Source organism: Catenuloplanes indicus, from assembly GCF_030813715.1.
GTDB classification, from domain to species: domain Bacteria; phylum Actinomycetota; class Actinomycetes; order Mycobacteriales; family Micromonosporaceae; genus Catenuloplanes; species Catenuloplanes indicus.
On record NZ_JAUSUZ010000001.1, the window covers coordinates 2,674,502 to 2,694,354 of the forward strand.

A 19,853-nucleotide genomic window follows, 5' to 3' on the forward strand; every position below is an offset into this window, starting at 1 on the left:
GCCCCCTTAACCGATCCGCTCTCGGCGGCCCAGGATGCCCTGCGGCCGGAAGAGCAGGATGATGATCAGCGCAGCCAGCGCACCGACGTTCTTCAGCTCGGTCGGCACCCACAGCGTCGAGACCTGCGTGACGATGCCGACCACCATGCTGCCGAGCAGCGCGCCGAACGCCGTGCCCAGACCGCCGAGCGTGACCGCCGCGAACACCAGCAGCAGGATCTGGAAGCCCATCTGGAAGTTCAGGCCCTGGAACATACCGAGCATCACGCCGGCCAGCGCGGCGAGCGCGCCACCGATCGTCCAGATCAGTCGAATGATCTTGTCGACGTCGATGCCGGAAGCGGCCGCCAGCGCCGGGTTCGTCGACACCGCGCGCGTCGCCTTGCCCAGACGCGTCCTCAGCAGCGCGAACGACACCGCGACCAGCACCAGGATGGCCACCGCGTCCATGATCAGGTTCTTCGGCGCGATCAGCAGCGGGCCGATCTCGATACCCGGCTGCGCCGCGTACTCCCGGTACTGCTGCGTGCCACCGCGGAACTGGAACAGGAAGACGTACCGCAGCACCATCGCCAGACCGATCGACACGATCATCATGCCGATCAGGCCGGTGCGGCGCCGGCGCAGCCAGCCCCAGAAGAACTTGTCCTGCAACCAGCCGAACGCACCACCGACCACCACCGCGAGGATCAGCGACAGCCACAGCGGCAGGCCGATCGTCACGTTGAAGAGGAAGCCCATCAGCGCACCGAACGTGATCAGCTCACCGTGAGCGAAGTTCGTCAGGCCCATCGTGCCGAAGATCAGCGAGACGCCCAGCGCGCCCAGCGCCAGGATCAGGCCGATGTGCACGCCGGTGTACACCAGGTTCGGCAGGCGGTCCCAGATGGTCGGCGCGGCCTCCGCCGGCGGCGCGTTCGCGCCCACCGGGCCGAGCGGGTAGAGGACGTTCCGCATCTGGCCCTCGTACACCTCGAGGGTGCGGTTCGGGCCGAGCGTCCCCTGGAGGCCGACCCCCTCGGGGAGCGAGCTCTCGTCGAGGACCACCTCATATGTCCCCGGCGGCACGGAAAGCGTCCACTTCCCGTCCGCTCCCGACACGGCCGATCCGGCCGGCTGGCCATCCTGAGTGACGTTGATCCTGACACCAGCCAGCGGCTGGTTCTGATTGCTCAACGACCCCTGCAGACCCTCACCCTCGGCGGCGTAAGCGCTTGTGGCGTTCACACCGAGAGCGAAGAACAGGGAACCCAGGAGGGCCGTGAACATGATCACGGCTCTACGCAACGGTGCTCCTCGAAAGTCTCTGACGCGGGTCCTGACGGTGTGTCACCTCAGGACTGGCGGATCATAGCCCGCGTCACAGCCCCTCAACGCCGTGTTATCAATCAGTTATCGGCGTTTAACAAAAAGCAACGAGAGACGGCCTCGTCAGGCGCTCGGAGTCTCCGCGAGGATGCGCTCCGCGACCTCTTTCATCGTCATCCGGTGATCCATCGCGGTCCGCTGAATCCACTTGAACGCCTGCGGCTCGGTCATCCCGTACGTGGCCATCAGCGTGCCCTTGGCGCGCTCGACCACCTTCCGCGTCTCCAGCCGGTCCGACAGGCCGGCGACCTCGGACTCCAGCGCGGCGATCTCCGAGTAGCGGGACAGAGCGATCTCGATCGCCGGCACCAGATCGGACTTCTGGAACGGCTTGACCAGATATGCCATCGCGCCGGCCGCGCGGGCGCGCTCGACCAGATCGCGCTGGCTGAACGCGGTCAGGATGATGATCGGCGCGATCCGGTCGCCGGCGATCCGCTCCGCCGCGGCCAGCCCGTCCATGATCGGCATCTTGATGTCCAGGATCACCAGGTCGGGCTTCAGCTCCCCGGCCAGGCGCACGGCCGTCTCGCCGTCGCCGGCCTCACCGACGACCTCGTAACCCTCCTCGACCAGCATCTCGGCGAGATCGAGCCGGATGAGCGCCTCGTCCTCGGCGATCAGCACCCGACGACGCTCCGAACCCGCCTGCATGTCGGCCACGCGAACAACCCCCAACGTTCCTGGATCCCGACACCCGGCCGGTCGGGTGCCGTCGCCCTCAGCGTAGTGGGTAGGCTAGATTCCCTCAGCGCGGCGTAACGAGGTTTTACATGCCGCGTGACGCCGGGGTGGTGGAACGGTATACACAGGGCACTCAAAATGCTCCGCCTGAAAGGGTATGCGGGTTCGAATCCCGCCCTCGGCACTCTCACACAGTCATACGCCGGGACGGCGATGCCCGCCTGCGGCGCTCGCTCGGTGCACCACCGGGCGAGCGCCGGGTGGTGCGCCACGGTCGGCGCGCGGTGGAGCCACTGGGACCCGCCCACCCCCGCAGCACGGCCCCGGGCCGGAGCACGAGCGGCCGATCGCCGGCGCGCACGCCGAGGCGTTCGCGCCCGGACGGATTCACTCCGACGGGTGCCGGTTCGGCAATCGGGCTACCGTGAGGGCGCACACATTCGTACCCGCGATACATGTTCACCAATGAGTCCGCTCACATAATGGACCTGTGCCGACGGTCACTCGAGCGACTCGGCGCCGAGTGGTGGACAAGTCGGCGGAATAGACTTTCGGTGGCCGAACGGGCGCCTGGGCTGCGGCTTGTCGCGTTCGTGGGGCCGAAGTCGGGAAATAGGGTGAGATCGGGATCACTCGGACGAAGCGCTTGGAAACATGATCTTCATCCCTGCGTCACCCGCGACCCCGGAACGAGCGCGTAAGGTTCTTCATGTCGCCGCACGCAGCGCCTGCGGCCAGAGACTTTCCCCCGCTCGGCACGACCGCCACGGGTCGCGCCAGGCGGCGCTCCGGTGCTTCGACGCACCGACGGAGCCGGTGGAGGCAGGTGCCCGCCTCCACCGGCTCCGATGCGCCCCTCATTGGGCGCAAATTCGCATTCCGCGCTCATTTCCGCACGCCGGGTAACCATCGGTGGAATCGCGTCGCGCATATCGATGATTGACGCTCGCCTTATCCGCGGCCACAGTGCGTGAATGGATCTTCACACGGATCACTCCGCGGCACGGGAGTGGGAACACGCGATGATCTCCGGGAACGGCCGTCAGGGGCTGCTGTTCTGGGGTGGGCCCGATGCGATCCAGCTGACGCTGTCGCACGAGCGCCTGTTCCTGCCGGTCTCCGCGCCGCTGCCGCCACCGGACACCGCCGCGATCCTGCCGGAGCTGCGCCGGCTGCTCGCCGAGGGCCGGTTCGCGGCGGCCGCGGACCGGGTCTGCGCGCACGCGGCCGCGGCCGAGCCCGGCTACGCGGACGTGCGCTGGGTCGACCCGCTGATCGGCGCCGCCACGATCACCTTCACCCCCGCACCGAATCCCGCACCGAACCTCACGCCGGACCCCGCGGCCGGCCCGGCCGCGACCCGGACTACGGCGGACGACTACGCCCGCAGCACCGACTTCGCCACCGGCGTGGTCACCCAGACCTGGGGCGGTGTGCGGTGCGAGGCGTTCGTCTCCCGCGCCGATGACGTGGTGGCGCTGCGTGTGATCGGCACGGACGGCACGCTCGCGATCGCCCCGGTCGGCGGCGTGCCGGAATCCCCGGTGCGCACCACCGTCGACGGCCTGTCGCTGGGCGTGCGCTTCCCGGAGGCGGACTGGCCGGGCGCGCTCGCCGGTTACCGGGTGGAGTGCCGGGTGTCCCGCGACGACGGCGGCCTCCTGCTGCTCGCGCGCACGGTCGTGGACGGTTCCGCCGTACCCTCGTGGCCCGGTGGTGGTTTCGAGGAGTTGCTGGCCGCGCACGTCGCGGTGCACGGTGAGCTGTATCGGCGGTTTCGTCTGGAACTGCCCGACGACCGGACCGGGACGCTGGTGAACGCGTGCCGGTATGCGGCGATCTCCGCGTCGGGCGAACTGCCGCCGACGTTGCAGGGCGTGTGGAGCGGTGGTTACCGGCCGCCGTGGCGCAGCGCGTACACGCTGGACGGAAATCTGCCGGCCGCGGTCGCCGGATTCGCGCCGACCGGCACGCCGGAGCTGCTGGAGCCGCTGCTGCGGATGGCCGAGGACCGGCGGCCGGACATGCGGATGAACGCGCGCCGGCTGTACGGCGTAAACGGCCTGCTGGCGCCGGTGCACCAGAGCACGCATGCGCTGGTGAACCATTTCGGGCCGCGCTGGTGCCAGACGTTCTGGACCGCGGGTGCGGCGTGGCTGGCGCGGCTGTTCACCGAGTTCTACGAGCACACCGGCGACGAGACGTTCCTGCGGGAGCGGGCGGTACCGTTCCTGGCCGAGGTCGCGGATTTCCACCTGGGTTTCGTCACGGTGACGGACGGCCGGGCGCGGTTCGCCCCGTCCTACTCGCCGGAGAACGCGCCGTCGAACACCGGCTCGCAGGCGTGCGTGGACGCGACGATGGACGTCGCCGCGACGGCCGGCCTGCTCCGGGACCTGCTGCGATTCGTGCCGGACGATCCGCGGGCGGCGCGCTGGCGGTCGCTGCTGGCCGCGCTGCCGCCGTACCGGATCGGCCCGGACGGCCTGCTGGCCGAGTGGGTGGACGCCGGCCTGGCGGACGCGCCCGCTCACCGGCACGCGAGTCATCTGTATCCGCTCTGGTACGGCGGCGATCCGGCGTTCGGCGATCCGGCGCTGCGGGTCGCGGCCGCGCGGGCGATCCGCGCGCGGCTGGCGTGGTGGGACGGGCAGGAGGCGGACGAGATGGCCTACGGCCTGGCGCAGCTGGGCATCGCGGCGGCCCGTCTGGGGCTGGCGGAGGTGGCGTACGGCGCGCTGACCCGGCTGGCCGGCCGCTATTTCCGGCCGTCGCTGGTGCCGACGCACAACCGCGACGCGATCCTCAACGTGGACATCGCGGGTGCGTTGCCGGCGCTGGTCGCGTCGATGCTGGTCCGGTCCGGCGAGGGACGGGTGGATCTGCTGCCCGCGCTGCCGGCGGCCTGGCCGCATGGTGCGGTGTCCGGCCTGCTGGCCCGCGGGCCGGTCCGGATCGTCCGGATGTCCTGGTCGCCCACCGGCCTGGAGGCGGCGCTGACCGCGCCACGCCGCCTGGCGGCGACCGTCGGGCTGCCGGACGGCACATCCGTACAGGTCGATTTAGTTCCCGACGTCGAAACACTCTTGAAGTGTTGACACTTAGTTTGGACACACGGAAAAATTAGCCGGGCGTGGCGCGCCATGGTGGGGGCGTCCACGCGGGATCGGGGCGTCGGGCAACCGGCGCCCCGATCGCTCTGAATTCTCGGGAGCCGATATTCCCGCTTCTGGCGTGGCCGCTGTCCGCATGCCCCCGCGGGGACCGGCCGCCGCATGAGGAAAGCGTTACTCCGCTCAGGGGTGCCGGTCCGGCCCTTGTGACACGAACGCGGCGAGAACCGTCAGGCGTCGAGGCCGGCCGAGAGGGAGAGGGCCGGACGGGCGGGGGCGGTGCTGGCGCGGGCGGTCAGGCGCGGGTCGAGCAGCGTGGCCTCCGGGACCGACTCCCCCTCCACCTTGCTGATCAGCAGCGACACCGCCTGCCGGCCGACCTCCTCCGCCGGTATCAGCACCGACGACAGCGCCGGGTCGGAACGTTCCGCCAGCTCGTCGGGGCAGATCGCGACCACGGACATGTCGGCGGGCACGTTCCGGCCGAGCGTCGGCAGCGCGGCCAGCACGTGCGCGACCGCGGCCTCGTTGTGCACCACCAGGCCGGTCAGGTCGGGGCGTTCGGCGAGCAGCCGGGCGAGCCCGTCGCGGACCGCCGGATAGGTCTCCTCGCACGGCTGCGCGGTCGCGGCCGCGCCGTGGCGCCGTGCGGCCTCCAGAAAGCCGGAGCGGGTGCGCCGGGCGTACCCGGTGTCGCGTTCGTAGACCACCGCGGGCGCGCCGAGCAGCGCCAGCGACCGGTGACCGAGCGCGACCAGGTGTTCCACGCACGCGGCGCCGGCCCGGTAGAAGTCCAGGTCGACGCAGGTGAGCCCGCCCGCGTCGGCCGGGAAGCCGATCAGCACGCTGGGGCGTTCCAGCTCGTGCAGCAGCGGCACGCGCGGGTCGCGCATCTCCACGTCCATCAGCACGATGCCGTCGACCATGGCGGACGCGGCGATCCGGCGCAGCCCGTGCGCCCCCTCGTCCGCGGTGACCAGAAGGACGTCGTGGTCGTACTGCCGGGCCGTGGTGACGACCGCGGTGGCGAACTGCATCAGCACCGGCAGGTGCATGCCGGTGCGCAGCGGCAGGACCAGCGCGATCACGTTGGAGCGGCGGCTGGCGAGCGCGCGGGCGCCGGCGTGCGGGTGGTACCCGAGCGTGCGGATGCTGGCCAGGACGCGTTCCCGGGTGACCGCGGAGATCGCGCGCTTGCCGCTGAGCACGTAGGACACGGTGCTGACCGCGACGCCCGCGTGCTTGGCCACGTCGGTGATGGTGACCATGTCCGGTCGTTTGCCGCCGCGGGGGCTCATGGTCCGCCGCCCGGGCGCCGGCCGGTCCTCGTCGGACGGTCCGCCCTGCACCGGTACGGGGATCTCAGCCACCGACGCCCCTCTCGGCCACCGTGAACGTCATATCGCTCACCGTAATGCCCGCGCCGTCGTAGACGAGGAAGAGGTCGCGTACACCACTCGCCGGTGACACCGGCGCGGTCACCTCGCCGGAGGACGCGGGCAGGTCGACGGTCGCGAGCACCGGCCCGGCCGGATCGTCGAGCCGCAGCGTGACCGTGCCCGGGCCGGTGCCCCGGACCCGCACCCGCGCATGGTCCTGGAACCTGACGTGCTCGAACGCGGCCCACGCGTCCGCGCGGGTGGACGTCAGCATGTCGTGGTGGCTGGGCAGCACGCCGTCGTAGTCGTCGTTGTCCACGGCGCGCAGCGGCGCGGACGGGTCGCGGGCCGGTATCCGTTCGCCGCGCACGGTGAGCGTGGTCGTCAGCGTGAGGTCGGTACTGGACCGTCCGATCGCGACGGTGTGCCGGGCCGCCTCGATCACCGGCCGGCCGCGGGTGACGTCCCAGAACGCCAGGTCGGCCACGCGCAGCGGGATCGTGACGCGGGTGCTCTCGCCGGGTGCGAGGCGGACCCGGGCGAAGCCGCGCAGTGCCCGCAGCGGCTGCTTGACCCGCGAGCGCTGCTGGTGGGTGTAGAGCTGCACGACGTCCGCACCGGCGCGATCACCGGCGTTGGTCACCTCGGCGGACACCTCGACGGTGCCGTCCGGGCCGGTCGTGGCCGCGCTGAGCCGCAGGTCACGGTAGGCGAACCGGGTGTAGCTGAGCCCGTGCCCGAACGGGAACAGCGGCGTGCCGCGGTAGTAGAGGTAGGTGGCGTCGGTGGCGACGATGTCGTAGTCGAGCAGGTCCGGCAGTTCCGCCTCGGACCGGTACCAGGTCTGGGTGAGGCGGCCCGCCGGGTCCACCGGGTGCCCGTCCGGGTCCGCGCCGAACAGCACGTCCGCGAGCGCGGCGCCGTGTTCCTGCCCGCCGTGCGCGGACCAGAGCACCGCGGGGACGGCGGCCGTGCCGATCGCGTACGGGTAGCTGCTGGTCAGCACGAGGACGGTGCGCGGGTTGGCGGCATGCACCGCGCGCAGCATCGATTCCCCGGGCAGTCCGAGGCCGGGCCGGTCCTCGGTCTCCCGGCCGTTGACCATCGGGTGATTGCCGAGCACGACCACGGCCACGTCCGCGTCCGCGGCGGCGGCCACCGCGACCTCGGTGCCGTCGATGATCAGGTCGACGGTGAGCGGTGCCGCGTCCGCGATGGTCTCCGCGGACGCGCGCAGCAGGCCGTCGCCGCCCAGTGCGATCCACCGGCCGGTCTGCCGGTGCCGCAGGTGCAGCCGTCCGTCGCCCGCGTCCGCGGTCTCGAACGTCTCGTGGACCTCCCAGCCGTTCGGGCCGGGCTGGTCGGCGACGAGCGGCCCGCCGGGCTCGCGCACGGCGGCGAACCGCGCGGTCGCGACGGCGCGGAGCCCGATCACGCCGTACCCGTAGTCGAGCACGTCGAAGTGGCCGGGCGTGTCCGCGTCGCCGCGCAGCGGGCCGCCGTCCGGGCCGGACACGTACCCGGCCGGGGTGCGCAGCGCGATCCGGTCGGCGCCCTCGGTGAACGTGGCCGGCCCGCGGCCCGCGATCGCACGGTACGGCGTGACCTGGTACGGCAGGCTGCCGGCGTACCAGTCCTCGTGCACGGTGTCGCCGAGCGGCCCGATCACCGCGACCCGGGTGCCGGCGCGCAGCGGCAGCAGCGGCCCGCACTCGTTGCGCAGCAGTACCACGGACGCGCGTGCGGCCTCACGGGCGAGCGCCTGGTGCGCGACGCAGTTGACCGAGTCGGCGGTGATCGCCGCGTACGGGTTGCGCTCCGGCGGGTCGAACTCGCCGAGCCGGAACCGCACGGTCAGGATGCGCCGGGCCGCCGCGTCCACGTGCGACTCGTCGATCAGTCCGCGGTCCAGCGCCTCGGTCAGGTGGCGCAGCGTCGGCCCGGGGTCGTCGCCGTCCTCGGTCATGCAGTCCACACCGGCCCGCAGCGCGGCCGCGAAGCCCGCGACGTGGTCCGGCAGCACGCGCTGGTCGCGGGCGAGGTTGGAGACCGCAGCCGCGTCGCCGACCACCAGCACGTCCGCCAGTTCCTGCGCGATCAGCGGGCTGAGATGCGCGGGCACGCCGTTGACCAGGTTGTAGGAGGCCATCACCGCGACCGCGGCACCGGCGTCCAGCGGCGCACGGAACGCGGGCAGCTCGTAGTCGTACAGCACGCGGGGCGGCAGGTTACTGGAGGTGAGCGCGCGGCCGGTCTCGTTGTTGTAGCCGAGGAAGTGCTTCAGCGTAGGGGCGGTGCGCAGGTAGACCGGGTGGTCGCCGCGCAGCCCGCGGGCGTAGGCGGTGCCGATCACGCCGGTCAGCCACGGGTCCTCGGCGTAGCCCTCCTCGTTGCGGCCCCAGCGCGGGTCGCGCAGCGGGTTGACGACCGGCGCCCACACGTTGAGGCCGGCGCGTTCCGGGTCCTTGTGGTGGTAGCCGCGCACCTCGTCGCCGACCGCGGCGCCGACCCGGCGGACCAGGTCCGGGTCCCAACTGCTGGCCAGGCCGACGGCCTGCGGGAACACCGTGGCCGGCCCGAGCCAGGCGACGCCGTGCAGCGCCTCCTGGCCGGTCCGGAACCGTTCCACGCCGAGGCGCGGCACCGGCGCCTGGTACTGGTGCAGCAGCGCGACCTTCTCCGCGAGGGTGAGTCGGCCGAGCAGATCCGCGACGCGGGAGGAAAGCGCTTGCTCGGGGTCGCGGAAGTCGGTGCGCTGAAGTTCGCTCACGGGGCTCATCCTTTGACTGCGCCGTACAGCTCTGGTGGGAGCGCGAGGAGGTTTCTCGAAGCGCTTCGACGAACGTTCGAGAAAAGCTCCGAGGTCACACGGTTTCCAGCGTGTTACACCCGGAGCAAACAGAGGTTTGCACTCCCGGCCAGGCCCGGTCAAGGGGTGAGGAGCATCGATTCGATGTCGTCCCATGCATCGATGGAACCGCTCCCACCGCAGCCTGCGGCTACGCCCAAGATCAATGAAACACACCGCATCAAAAAAAGCCGGTCAGGCGGCGAGCGTGGGCAGCACGCCGGCGTCCAGCGCGTCCAGCACACGGGCCGCGCCACCGGTCGCGGCCGCGCCCGGCCCGATCGCGGAGCCGGTGATCGTCACGCCACCGGGGCCCGCGCCGATCTCCGCGCGCGCCGCCGGGATCAGCCACTCGGCCAGCGGTATGAAGTAGCCGCCGAGCACGATCACCTCCGGGTCGAGCACGTCGGTCAGCAGCGACAGGCCGTGCCCGAGGTGGCGGCCCACGTCGCGCAGCGCCTCCAGCGCGCGGGCGTCACCGGCCCGGGCCGCGGCCGCGACGCGCTCCACCTCCGGCGCGAAGTCGGCGATCGGGCCCTCCGCGTCCGCGTCCGGCAGTGCGCGCTGGATCAGCGACTCGATGCCGGCCAGCTCCTGCAGCGTGCCGCCGTGCAGCTGGAGCCGGCCGATCTCGCCGCTGAAGCCGCGCCCGCCGCGCAGCAGCCGGCCGTCGACGATCAGGCCGGCGCCGAGACCGGTCTCACCGGCCACGTAGATCAGGTTCCGCGCGCCGGTGTGGCCGCCGTAGCGCTGCTCGGCGAGCGCGGCGAGGTTCGCGTCGTTGTCCACCGCGACCTCGTACCCCGGCTTGCGCAGCGCCTTGATCAGGTCACCGCGCAGGTCCACACCGGACCAGCCGAGCGCGTCCGCACGGCGTACCGCGCCGGCCTCGTCGACCAGGCCGGGCACGCCCACGGTCAGCCCGAGCACCCGCCGGCCCTGCGCGACCGCGCGGGAAGCGGCCCGCCCGGCGAGCGCCGCGATCGCGGAGACACCGCGGGCCGCCCCGGCGCGGCCGGTGAACGCGCGCCGCCAGGAGAGCAGCTGCTCGCCGGACAGGTCGACCGCGACCGCGGTCAGATGGTCGCCGGTGACCTCGATGCCGATCGCCGCGTACGCCGAGCCGTCCAGCACCAGCATGGTGGCCGGGCGGCCGATCCGGTTCTCCGCCAGGCCGGTCTCGCGCAGCAGGCGGCGCTCGATCAGGTCAGCGACCAGGCTGGACACCGTGGCCTTGTTCAGCCCGGTGGCGGCGGCGATGCCGGCGCGCGAGACCGGGCCGTGCGCGCGCACGTGACGCAGCACGACGGCCAGGTTCGTCGCCCGCACGTCGGCGAAATCGGCCGGCTGCGGGCCGCTCTGCATGGTGATCAACGTTTAGCCCCGCTCCCCGGTGTCCCGCCCACATCATGCCCCATCCACCGCCCGGCGCCTCCCTTGTGGGCCCCTGCACCGTCGGCTACTTTGTTTAGTCACCAGACGAACTAACTCTAGCCCCTCGGACGTACATCGAGAGGAGCCCGCGGTGACGAACCGCCGGACATTTCTAGGCATGGTCGGCCTGAGCGCCGCGTCCGTGGCCGGCGGCGGCCTGCTCGGTGGTTGCAGCCGGGAGCCCGGCTCGGCCGGCAGCGCCACCAACGCGGAGGCGGCCAGTGCGGTGGTGCCGGACTACCAGCCGGTGCAGCTGGTGCAGCCGGACATCAAGGGCACGCCGCCGGTCGCGGACGGCTACGTGAAGTACCCGGCGCAGACCGTCGCCGCGATCACCGAGAAGCCCGGCACCAGCGGTACGCCGATCTCCGCGACCACGCCGTGGTGGGGCCCGCCGCCGCCCGCGACCGGGCAGAACGCCTACGTGGACGCGGTCAACGCCGCGCTCGGCGTGCCGGTGCGGTTCAGCGTGCAGGACGGCAACACGTACAGCGAGAAGGTCAACGCCATGGTCGGCGCGCGGGACGTGCCGGAGCTGCTGGTGATCCCGGGCTGGGACATCGGGCGCATCGCCCGGTTCTCCGAGGGCGCGCACGTGCTGTTCGAGGACCTCACGCCGTACCTGGCGAAGGAGAAGGGCGCGAACTACCCGATGCTGGCCGGGCTGCCCACCGCGGCGTGGAAGGACTCGGTCTGGGGCGGGAAGCTGATGGGCGTGCCGTTCCCGACGGACAGCCCGTTCCCGTGGGCGCTGTTCCACCGCAAGGACCTGGCGGAGGCGGCCGGGCTGGCCGACCCGACGAACCTGGACGAGCTGTACGCGTACGGCAAGAAGCTCACCGACCCGGGCAAGGGCGTCTGGGCGTTCGGCGACATCGCGGCCGAGGTGCAGCAGGCGCTCGGCGTGCCCGGCTCGCAACAGGGCTGGCGGAAGAACCCGGACGGCACGCTGGTGCACAAGTACGAGACCCCGGAGTACAAGCAGGCGGTCGAGTTCATGATCCGGATCCACCGGGACGGGCTGATGCACCCGGACCTGGCCGGCAGCAGGGGCGGCGACGCGAACGCGCTGCTCCGCGCCGGCAAGGTGGTCTGCTGGCAGGGCGGTCTGGGCGTCTGGCGCGGACTGCAGCGCGACGAGGCCCGGGTGAACCCGGCGTTCAACCTCCAGCCGGTCAAGGTGTTCGGCGCCGCGCCCGGGCAGAAACCGGTCCGCTGGCAGGGCACGCCCGGCATCATCTGGACGTTCGTCAAGAAGGGCCTGGGCCAGGCCCGCGTCGAGGAACTGCTGCGCGTGCTCAACTGGACCGCCGCGCCGTTCGGCACCAAGGAGTACGAGCTGCGCGAGTACGGCGTGGAGGGCACCCACTTCACCCGCGCGGCCGACGGCACCCCGGTCACCAACGACCTCTACACCAAGGAGTTCGCGAACCAGTTCGGCTTCCTCGGCGGGCGGCCGGCGGTCATCGTCGGCGGCGCGGACGTGCCGAACTACGCGCAGGACTTCCTCGCCTGGGCCAACGACGCGATCCAGTACGCCGAGCCGGACCCGTGGACCGGGATCAAGGTGGAGACGCCCACCAAGATCGCCACGATCGCGCAGCCGACCGAGGACAAACTGACCGACATCATGCGCGGCCGCCGCCCGATCTCCGACCTGGAGTCGATCGTCACCGAGTGGCGCAACACCGGCGGCGACGAGGCCCGCGAGTTCTACGCCAAAGTCCTGGCCGACAACGGCCGATGAGCGCACCCACGTTGACGAAGAAGGCCGCCGAGCCGGTCACCCGGCCGGCTCGGCACCCGCGGCGCCTGCGCGACCGGCTGCGCCGCGACTGGCCGCTGCTGCTCATGGTCGTACCGGCGTTCCTGCTGGTCCTGGTTTTTCACTACGTGCCGACGCTGGGCAACGTGGTCGCGTTCCAGGACTACAACCCGTTCGCCGGCGACAGCCCGCTGGAGGCGTTCGTCTACAGCGAATGGATCGGCTTCGGGAACTTCGAGGCGCTGTTCGAGGACCCGTCGTTCTGGGACTCGCTGCGCAACACGCTCGCCATCCTGCTCTTCCAGCTGGTCTTCTACTTCCCGCTGCCGATCGTCCTGGCGCTGCTGCTGCACAGCGTGCTCTCGCCGAGGCTGCGCTCGTTCATCCAGAGCGTCGTCTACCTGCCGCACTTCTTCAGCTGGGTGCTGGTCGTGTCGTTCTTCCAGCTGATGCTGGGCGGCGCCGGCCTGCTCGCCCAGGTCGTCCGGGACGCCGGCTACACGCCGCCGGACATCATGACGAACCCGGACACGTTCCTCATGCTGGTCACGTCGCAGGCGGTCTGGAAGGACGCCGGCTGGGGCATGATCATCTTTCTGGCCGCGCTGGCCGCGATCGACCCGACGCTCTACGAGGCCGCCGCGGCCGACGGCGCCGGACGGTGGCGCCGGCTCTGGCACATCACGCTGCCCGGCCTGCGCTCGGTCATCATCCTGCTGCTCATCCTGCGGCTCGGCGACGCGCTCAACGTGGGCTTCGAACAGTTCATCCTGCAACGCGACGCGGTCGGCCGGCAGGCCGCCGAGGTCCTCGACACCTACGTCTACTACCGAGGCGTGGTCGTCCAGCAGTACGGCATCGGCGCCGCCGCCGGGCTGTTCAAGGCCGCGGTCGGGCTGGTCCTGATCCTGGCCGCCAACAAGATCGCACACCGGTTCGGCGAGCAGGGGATCTACCAGAAATCATGACTACCGCTGTTCCGCGCCGCTCGTCCCGCTCCTCCCGCCGGCCGGTCTGGGAGGAGAGACCCAGCGTCCTCGGCCAGCTCGGCAAGGGCACGATCCTCACGCTGGTCACCGCGGCCGTGCTGGTCCCGCTTTGGGTCGTGCTGGTCACCAGCCTCTCCTCCGCCGAAACCATCAACCAGGCCGGCGGGTACGTGATCGTTCCACGCGAGTTCGACCCGTCCGCGTACGTCGTGATCTTCTCCGGCGGGCTGATCGGCCGCGCGGTCTGGATCAGCACGCTGATCACGTTCATCGGCACCTCGGTCAGCCTCACGCTCACCGTGCTCGCCGCGTACGGCCTGTCCCGCAGCGACTCGGTCGCGCACCGGCCGCTGCTGTTCTACTTCCTGCTCACGTTCCTGATCTACCCCGGCATGATCCCGTCGTACCTGGTGGTCACCGGCCTCGGCCTGAAGAACAACCTGCTCGCGCTCACGCTGCCGACCGCGATCCAGGCGTTCAACCTGGTCGTGCTGCGCGCCTTCTTCATGAACATCCCGTCCGAGCTGATCGACAGCGCCCGGATCGACGGGGCCGGCGAGTTCCGCATCCTCACCCGGATCGTGCTGCCACTGTCCAAGGCGGTGGTCGCCGTGATCGGCCTGTTCTACGCGGTCGGCTACTGGAACGCGTTCTTCAATGCCATCCTGTACATCGACCGCAACGACCTCCAGCCCTTGCAACGCCTGCTCCAGGGCTACATCCTGCTCGGCCAGGCCCCACCCAACGTCGGCGGCGGCGCGGTCGTCCACATCCCCGGCATCGGCTACTCCGCCCCACCGAGCCTCGCCATCAAAATGGCCGTGGTCATCGTGACGGTCGTTCCGGCTCTGATCGTCTACCCGTTCATCCAGCGCCACTTCACCAAGGGCGTCATCATCGGCGCCGTCAAGGGCTGACCCGGCCCCGATCCACTCCGCGGCGCAGGCGCGGTTGCCGGCGCGGGACCCAGCGCAGGCGCGCGCCCGAAATCTCGGCAGATAGCGCCGGACGGCAGCGAGCCGAGGCGGGGTGGGGCGGTGATGCGGCCGCCTTCTTGCGGGCGGGTGTGGGTGGGGGCGCTTCGAGGGCTGGGGTTGCGGATGCGGTGGCGGCGTGGGTTGTGGGAAGTGAGGGGGTGCGGCACCGGGGCCCGCGGGAGCACTGGGACCTGCGGGTCCCGGAAGCGGAAAAATCCGCTTTAGAGGTTTTTGCGTAGTTGTTGGAGGAGAGGGATCGCGGCGATCTTCTCCTCGGTGAGGTGCGGCCAGTGGATGTGGCCGGGAGTGCGTGCGGGGCGGTGCGGGCGGCAGTCGATGACCCGGTCGGGCGTGACGATCAGGTCGAGGGGGACGTCGTGACTTGTGGTGGGAATGTCGCCGATGGGACGCACCTGGGTCTGGTGGACGGTGGTGACGACGAGGGTGTGCGGGGCGATCAGGCCGGCGGCGGAGGCGACCGCGTATTCCAGGTCGGCGAAGCCGCCACCCTTGCCGAGGCGGGCGCCGTCCTCGCCGGCGGCCACGCAGCCGGTGACCACCAGGTCGACCGGGTGCAACTCGGCGACCGGGACGCGGCGGGCGGAGCGGGTCGCGCCGGCGATCGAGGCGGCGCGGCGCGGGGTGTCGGCCAGGTGTTCCGGGTCGAGGAGGAAGAAGGGCTCGGGCTCGGCCAGGCGGGGTACGGCCATGAAGACGGTCTTGCCGTCCTGCAGCGCGCGCTGGCGGACCGGGAGTTGCGCGGAGTCCGGGTTCGCCTTGATCGTGCGGGCGGCGGTCCACTCCGGCAGCGTGCGCAGGCGTTCGGCGGCGGCCTCGGCGCCGATGAAGTTGGAGATGCGGTGCCGGGCGCCGGGGAAGCGGGCGGCCTTCGCCGCGATCAGCGCGTCCCAGACCTGGTCGCGGAGCGCGGCCTTCGCGGCGAGCAGCTCGGCCGGGCCGCCGGCGTCGTGGTCGTGGCGCTTCGGCGGGCGGGGCATCCGCCGATCATCCCAAAAGCATGCGCCGGGTGGCCATCGGCCCGGCTCCAGCAGGACTTAAGAGCCGTTCAGCCAGGTCGTGTCGTCCGGGGGTGGGCACCACACGGGTACCGGCACAGGGCTAGCCTGAGGTATGTGACACGCCGCGCGAAAATCGTCTGCACTCTCGGCCCCGCGACCTCGTCCCCGGAACGTATCCGGGGCCTCGTGGAGGCCGGCATGGATGTGGCCCGGCTGAACTTCAGCCACGGTGACCACTCCGATCACGAGCAGGTCTACCAGCTGGTGCGGGAGGCCGCGAAGGCCTCGGGCCGCGCCGTCGCCGTCCTGGCGGACCTGCAGGGCCCGAAGATCCGGCTCGGCCGGTTCGAGAACGGCCCACACGAGTGGCGCACCGGGGACTCCGTGGTCATCACCGGCGATGACATCATCGGCTCGGCCACCCGCGTCTCGTGCACCTACCGCAAGCTTCCGCAGGAGGTCAAGGTCGGCGACCGCCTCCTGATCGACGACGGCAGGGTCGCCGTCGAGGTCACCAACGTCGAGGACAACGACATCCACGTCCTCGTGGTCGAGGGCGGCAAGGTCTCGAACAACAAGGGCGTCTCGCTGCCCAACGTCGCGGTCAGCGTGCCGGCGCTCTCCGAGAAGGACGCCGAGGACCTGCGATTCGCGCTCCGGATCGGCGCCGACCTGATCGCGCTCTCCTTCGTGCGTACGCCGGAGGACATCAAGCTGGTGCACAGCATCATGGACGAGGAGGGCATCCGCCGCCCCGTCCTGGCCAAGGTGGAGAAGCCGGAAGCGGTCACCCACCTGGAGGCGATCGTCGAGTCGTTCGACGGCGTCATGGTCGCCCGCGGTGATCTCGGCGTGGAGATGCCGCTCGACCAGGTGCCGCTGGTGCAGAAGAAGCTGGTGCAGCTCTGCCGGGAGAACGCGAAGCCGGTCATCGTGGCCACCCAGATGCTCGACTCCATGATCGAGAACTCGCGCCCCACCCGCGCGGAGACCTCCGACGTGGCGAACGCGGTGCTCGACGGCGCGGACGCGGTGATGCTGTCCGGCGAGACCAGCGTGGGCAAGTTCCCGGTGCTGACCGTGAGCACGATGGCCAAAATCATCGAGACCACCGAGTCCGGCGAGTTCGGCGTGCCGCGGCTGCAGCACGACCCGCGTACGCACGGTGGCGCGCTCACCGTGGCCGCGTCCCAGATCGCGCGGAACATCGGGGCGAAGGCGCTGGTCGCGTTCTCGCAGACCGGTGACACCGTGCGCCGCCTGGCCCGGCTGCACTGCGAGCTGCCGCTGCTGGCGTTCACGCCGATCTCGGAGGTCCGCGACCAGCTGGCGCTCAGCTGGGGTGTGCAGACGTTCCAGACCGCGTTCGTGGAGCACACCGACGACATGTTCCGGCAGGTCGACGGCGCGCTGCTGGGCCTCGGCCAGTTCAAGCCCGGCGACTACGTGGTCGTCGTGGCCGGCACCCCGGCCGGCACGCCCGGCTCGACGAACACGCTGCGCGTGCACCAGCTCGGCACGCTGTCCGCGTGAGTGACGTCCCTGCCTCCGGGCAGGCCGCGGTGAACCAGCTGCTGGAGATCCTCGACCTTCAGCAGCTGGGCCCGTCGGTGTTCCGGGGCCACACGCCGCAGGTCTCCCGGCAGCGCATCTTCGGCGGCCAGGTCGCGGCGCAGGCGCTGGTCGCGGCCGGGCGCACCGCGGAACCGGATCGGACCGTGCACTCGCTGCACGGCTACTTCGTGCGGCCGGGCGATCCGGCCGTGCCGATCGAGTTCCGGGTGGAGAACATCCGGGACGGGCGGTCGTTCTCGGTACGGCGTTCCGTGGCGTACCAGCACGACACGGTCATCTTCTTCATGTCCGCCTCGTTCCACGTGGCCGAGGAAGGGCTGGACCACCACGAGCCGTTCCCGGCCGGTATCCCGGCGCCGGAGGACGTGCCGACCGTGTCCGAGCGGATGGCACGCTACCCGGAGCGGCTGGCCGTGCTGGCCGCGAGCGGGCCGCACGCGATCGACGTGCGCTACCTCGGCGAGCCCGGCTGGGTGCCGCCGGGCGACCGGCCGGTCAACGCGGAGCCGCGCGCCTGGATGCGCATCGACGGCAAGCTCCCGGACGACCCACTGGTCCACGCGGCCGCGCTGACGTACGCGTCCGACCTGACCCTGCTGGACGCGGTGCTGGCCACGCACGGCGAGGTGTGGGGCCCGGGCGGCGTGGTCGGCGCGAGCCTGGACCACGCGCTGTGGTTCCACCGGCCGTTCCGGGCCGACGAGTGGTTCCTGTACGACTGCTCCAGCCCGTCCGCGTCCGGGGCGCGCGGGCTGGCGGACGGGCGGATGTTCTCGGCCGACGGGCGCCTGATCGCCAGCGCGGTGCAGGAGGGTCTGCTGCGACGGGTGGGCGGCTAGAGCCCGGTTTGCACCAGGTTGGGAAAAGGCTCATTCCCGATGCGGATACTCTTCTTTTATGCGTCTGTCCGCACGGGTCGACTATGCGCTGCGCGCGGTCGCCGAACTCGCTCAAGCTGCCGCCGACGCGGTGCCGGACCCTGCCTCGCGGTCGCCGCGCCCGGGTAACCCGCTCACCGCCGAGCGCATCGCGCGGGCGCAGGAGATCCCGCCGAAGTTCCTGGAGAGCATCCTGCTGCAGCTGCGCCGCGGCGGCATCGTGCACGCGCAGCGCGGCCCCGAGGGCGGTTACTGGCTGGCCCGGCCGGCCGGCGAGATCTCGCTGGCGGACGTGATCCGGGTGATCGACGGCCCGCTGGCGAACGTGCGCGGCCAGCGCCCCGAGGACCTGGGCTACTCGGGTGCGGCGGTGGCGCTCCAGGAGGTCTGGATCGCGCTGCGGGCCAGCGAGCGGGAGATCCTGGAGCTGGTCACGCTGGCCGACATCGCCGCCGGCAAGCTGCCCGACCGGGTGCAGGAACTGGCCGCGGACCCGCGCGCCTGGGTCTAGACCTCTCTCACCAGCTGGACGGTGCTCGACCGCGCGGCCAATCTCCACTAATCTGATCGACATTGTCTGACAGATGGGTGGTGTGGGATGCGCAAGCTGGTCGTGCTGGCACTGGTCGGATTCGCAGCGCAGCTCGTCGACGGTGCGCTCGGCATGGGTTACGGCGTCACCTCCACCACGCTGCTGCTGGTGGCGGGCCTGTCCCCGGCGTCGGCGTCCGCGTCCGTGCACCTCGCGGAGATCGGCACCACGCTCGCCGCCGGCACCGCGCACTGGCGCTTCGGCAACGTCGACTGGCGCGTGGTCCGGCGGATCGCGCTGCCCGGCGCGCTCGGCGCGTTCCTCGGCGCCACCGTGCTCAGCAGGCTCTCCACCGAGGCCGCCGAGCCGTGGATGGCCGGCATCCTGCTCGCGCTCGGCATCTACCTCCTGGTCCGCTTCGCCCGCCCGATCGGCCGCGTGATCAACCGTTCCCCGCTGCGCAGCCGCTTCCTGGCCCCGCTCGGGCTGGTCGCCGGCTTCGTCGACGCCACCGGAGGCGGCGGCTGGGGCCCGGTCGCCACGCCGTCCCTGCTGGTCAGCGGCCGGATGGAGCCGCGCAAGGTGATCGGCTCGGTGGACACGTCCGAGTTCGTGGTCGCGATGGCCGCTAGCATCGGTTTCCTGCTCGGTCTCGGTACCTCCGGTTTCGTCTGGGGCACGGTGCTGGCACTGCTGGCCGGCGGCCTGATCGCCGCGCCGATCGCGGCCTGGCTGGTCCGGATCGTGCCGGCGCAGCTGCTCGGCGCGGTGGTCGGCGGCATGATCGTGCTGACCAATGCCCGCACGCTGCTGAAGTCTTTCGACATCACCGGCGGTGCGACCACCGCGGTTTATGCGGTGATCGTCACCGGCTGGCTGGTGGCGGCCGCGCTGGCGGTCCGCGCGCTGCGCCGCTCCCGGCGCACCGAGGCGGCCCCGGCCGAGGACCGGGAACTCATCCCGGCCTGAGCCCGACCGCACCGAGGACCTGCGGCAGCACCGGAGCCGTCGCGCCGAAGATCGGCCGCGACGGTTCTGCGTCGCTGGGCGGGTTCCGCGCCGCTGGGCAGGCCCCACGGCCGCCGGGCAGGTCCCACGGCCGCCGGGCCGGTCCCACGGCCGCCGGGCCGGTCCCACGGCCGCCGGGCGGGTCTCGCCCCGCTGAGCAGGTCCCGCGCCGCCGGGCAGGTCCCGCCCCCGCTGGGCGGGTTCCCCGGCGAGCGGGTTCCGCGCCGCCGGGCAGGTTCCGCGCCGCCGAGAGGATTCCGCGCCGCCGGAAGGGTTCGCCGCCG

At 71.6% G+C, this 19,853-nt stretch carries 14 protein-coding genes and 1 tRNA gene; 9 read left to right on the plus strand and 6 right to left on the minus strand.

All coding sequences use genetic code 11. The annotated features are described in order from the left end of the window. Window positions 1-6 precede the first annotated feature (6 nt). Together J2S42_RS12015 and J2S42_RS12020 are read right to left on the minus strand one after the other, a co-directional pair. Complete coding sequence (locus J2S42_RS12015) at window positions 7-1,047, minus strand: branched-chain amino acid ABC transporter permease (protein ID WP_307238568.1); 1,041 nt, start codon at window positions 1,045-1,047, stop codon at window positions 7-9. A gap of 384 nt (window positions 1,048-1,431) precedes the next feature. Beyond that, complete coding sequence (locus tag J2S42_RS12020) at window positions 1,432-2,022, minus strand: ANTAR domain-containing response regulator (RefSeq protein WP_370879381.1); 591 nt, start codon at window positions 2,020-2,022, stop codon at window positions 1,432-1,434. 131 nt (window positions 2,023-2,153) lie between these two features. On the opposite strand from J2S42_RS12020, the gene J2S42_RS12025 reads away from it, so the two are divergent. Together J2S42_RS12025 and J2S42_RS12030 are read left to right on the plus strand one after the other, a co-directional pair. Beyond that, window positions 2,154-2,236 (plus strand) — tRNA-Leu (locus J2S42_RS12025). Window positions 2,237-3,026: 790 nt separating this feature from the next. Beyond that, the gene (locus J2S42_RS12030) at window positions 3,027-5,150 is read left to right on the plus strand and encodes a glycosyl hydrolase family 95 catalytic domain-containing protein (protein WP_307238571.1); all 2,124 of its coding nucleotides are present in this window, start codon (window positions 3,027-3,029) and stop codon (window positions 5,148-5,150) included. 245 nt (window positions 5,151-5,395) lie between these two features. On the opposite strand, the gene J2S42_RS12035 is transcribed toward J2S42_RS12030, so the two are convergent. From J2S42_RS12035 to J2S42_RS12045, 3 genes are all read right to left on the minus strand, one after another. Further along, the gene (locus tag J2S42_RS12035; RefSeq protein ID WP_307238573.1) at window positions 5,396-6,535 is read right to left on the minus strand and encodes a LacI family DNA-binding transcriptional regulator; all 1,140 of its coding nucleotides are present in this window, start codon (window positions 6,533-6,535) and stop codon (window positions 5,396-5,398) included. Beyond that, on the minus strand, window positions 6,528-9,314 hold the full coding sequence (locus J2S42_RS12040) for a glycoside hydrolase family 3 protein (RefSeq protein WP_307238574.1): 2,787 nt from the start codon (window positions 9,312-9,314) through the stop codon (window positions 6,528-6,530). The genes J2S42_RS12035 and J2S42_RS12040 overlap by 8 nt, the downstream gene beginning before the upstream one ends. A gap of 273 nt (window positions 9,315-9,587) precedes the next feature. Further along, window positions 9,588-10,757 (minus strand): ROK family transcriptional regulator, encoded by a 1,170-nt coding sequence (locus tag J2S42_RS12045; RefSeq protein ID WP_307238576.1) that lies wholly within the window; start codon window positions 10,755-10,757, stop codon window positions 9,588-9,590. A 160-nt stretch (window positions 10,758-10,917) separates the two neighbouring features. Between J2S42_RS12045 and J2S42_RS12050 the strand changes: the two genes are divergently transcribed. The 3 genes from J2S42_RS12050 to J2S42_RS12060 are packed head-to-tail and all read left to right on the plus strand — an operon-like array spanning window position 10,918 to window position 14,497. Further along, the gene (locus J2S42_RS12050) at window positions 10,918-12,573 is read left to right on the plus strand and encodes an extracellular solute-binding protein (RefSeq protein ID WP_307238578.1); all 1,656 of its coding nucleotides are present in this window, start codon (window positions 10,918-10,920) and stop codon (window positions 12,571-12,573) included. After that, on the plus strand, window positions 12,570-13,559 hold the full coding sequence (locus tag J2S42_RS12055) for an ABC transporter permease (protein WP_307238581.1): 990 nt from the start codon (window positions 12,570-12,572) through the stop codon (window positions 13,557-13,559). The genes J2S42_RS12050 and J2S42_RS12055 overlap by 4 nt, the downstream gene beginning before the upstream one ends. Then, entirely contained in the window at window positions 13,556-14,497 is a 942-nt protein-coding gene (locus J2S42_RS12060; protein ID WP_307238583.1) for a carbohydrate ABC transporter permease, read from the plus strand. The genes J2S42_RS12055 and J2S42_RS12060 overlap by 4 nt, the downstream gene beginning before the upstream one ends. A gap of 281 nt (window positions 14,498-14,778) precedes the next feature. Here J2S42_RS12060 and J2S42_RS12065 read toward each other — a convergent pair whose 3' ends face one another. Next, on the minus strand, window positions 14,779-15,555 hold the full coding sequence (locus J2S42_RS12065; RefSeq protein ID WP_307238584.1) for a 5-formyltetrahydrofolate cyclo-ligase: 777 nt from the start codon (window positions 15,553-15,555) through the stop codon (window positions 14,779-14,781). A 135-nt stretch (window positions 15,556-15,690) separates the two neighbouring features. Between J2S42_RS12065 and pyk the strand changes: the two genes are divergently transcribed. The 4 genes from pyk to J2S42_RS12085 all read left to right on the plus strand — a co-directional run bounded on the left by pyk (window position 15,691) and on the right by J2S42_RS12085 (window position 19,530). After that, a complete protein-coding gene (pyk, locus tag J2S42_RS12070) occupies window positions 15,691-17,109 on the plus strand; it encodes a pyruvate kinase (RefSeq protein WP_307238586.1) in 1,419 nt (472 codons plus the stop codon). Further along, window positions 17,106-17,990: an acyl-CoA thioesterase gene (locus tag J2S42_RS12075; RefSeq protein WP_307238588.1), complete on the plus strand. Its 885-nt coding sequence runs from the start codon at window positions 17,106-17,108 to the stop codon at window positions 17,988-17,990. Before pyk ends, J2S42_RS12075 begins: the two co-directional genes overlap by 4 nt. Window positions 17,991-18,048: 58 nt before the next feature. Further along, the gene (locus tag J2S42_RS12080; RefSeq protein WP_307238590.1) at window positions 18,049-18,540 is read left to right on the plus strand and encodes an RrF2 family transcriptional regulator; all 492 of its coding nucleotides are present in this window, start codon (window positions 18,049-18,051) and stop codon (window positions 18,538-18,540) included. An 87-nt stretch (window positions 18,541-18,627) separates the two neighbouring features. Beyond that, entirely contained in the window at window positions 18,628-19,530 is a 903-nt protein-coding gene (locus J2S42_RS12085) for a sulfite exporter TauE/SafE family protein (RefSeq protein WP_307238592.1), read from the plus strand. Window positions 19,531-19,853 lie beyond the last annotated feature (323 nt).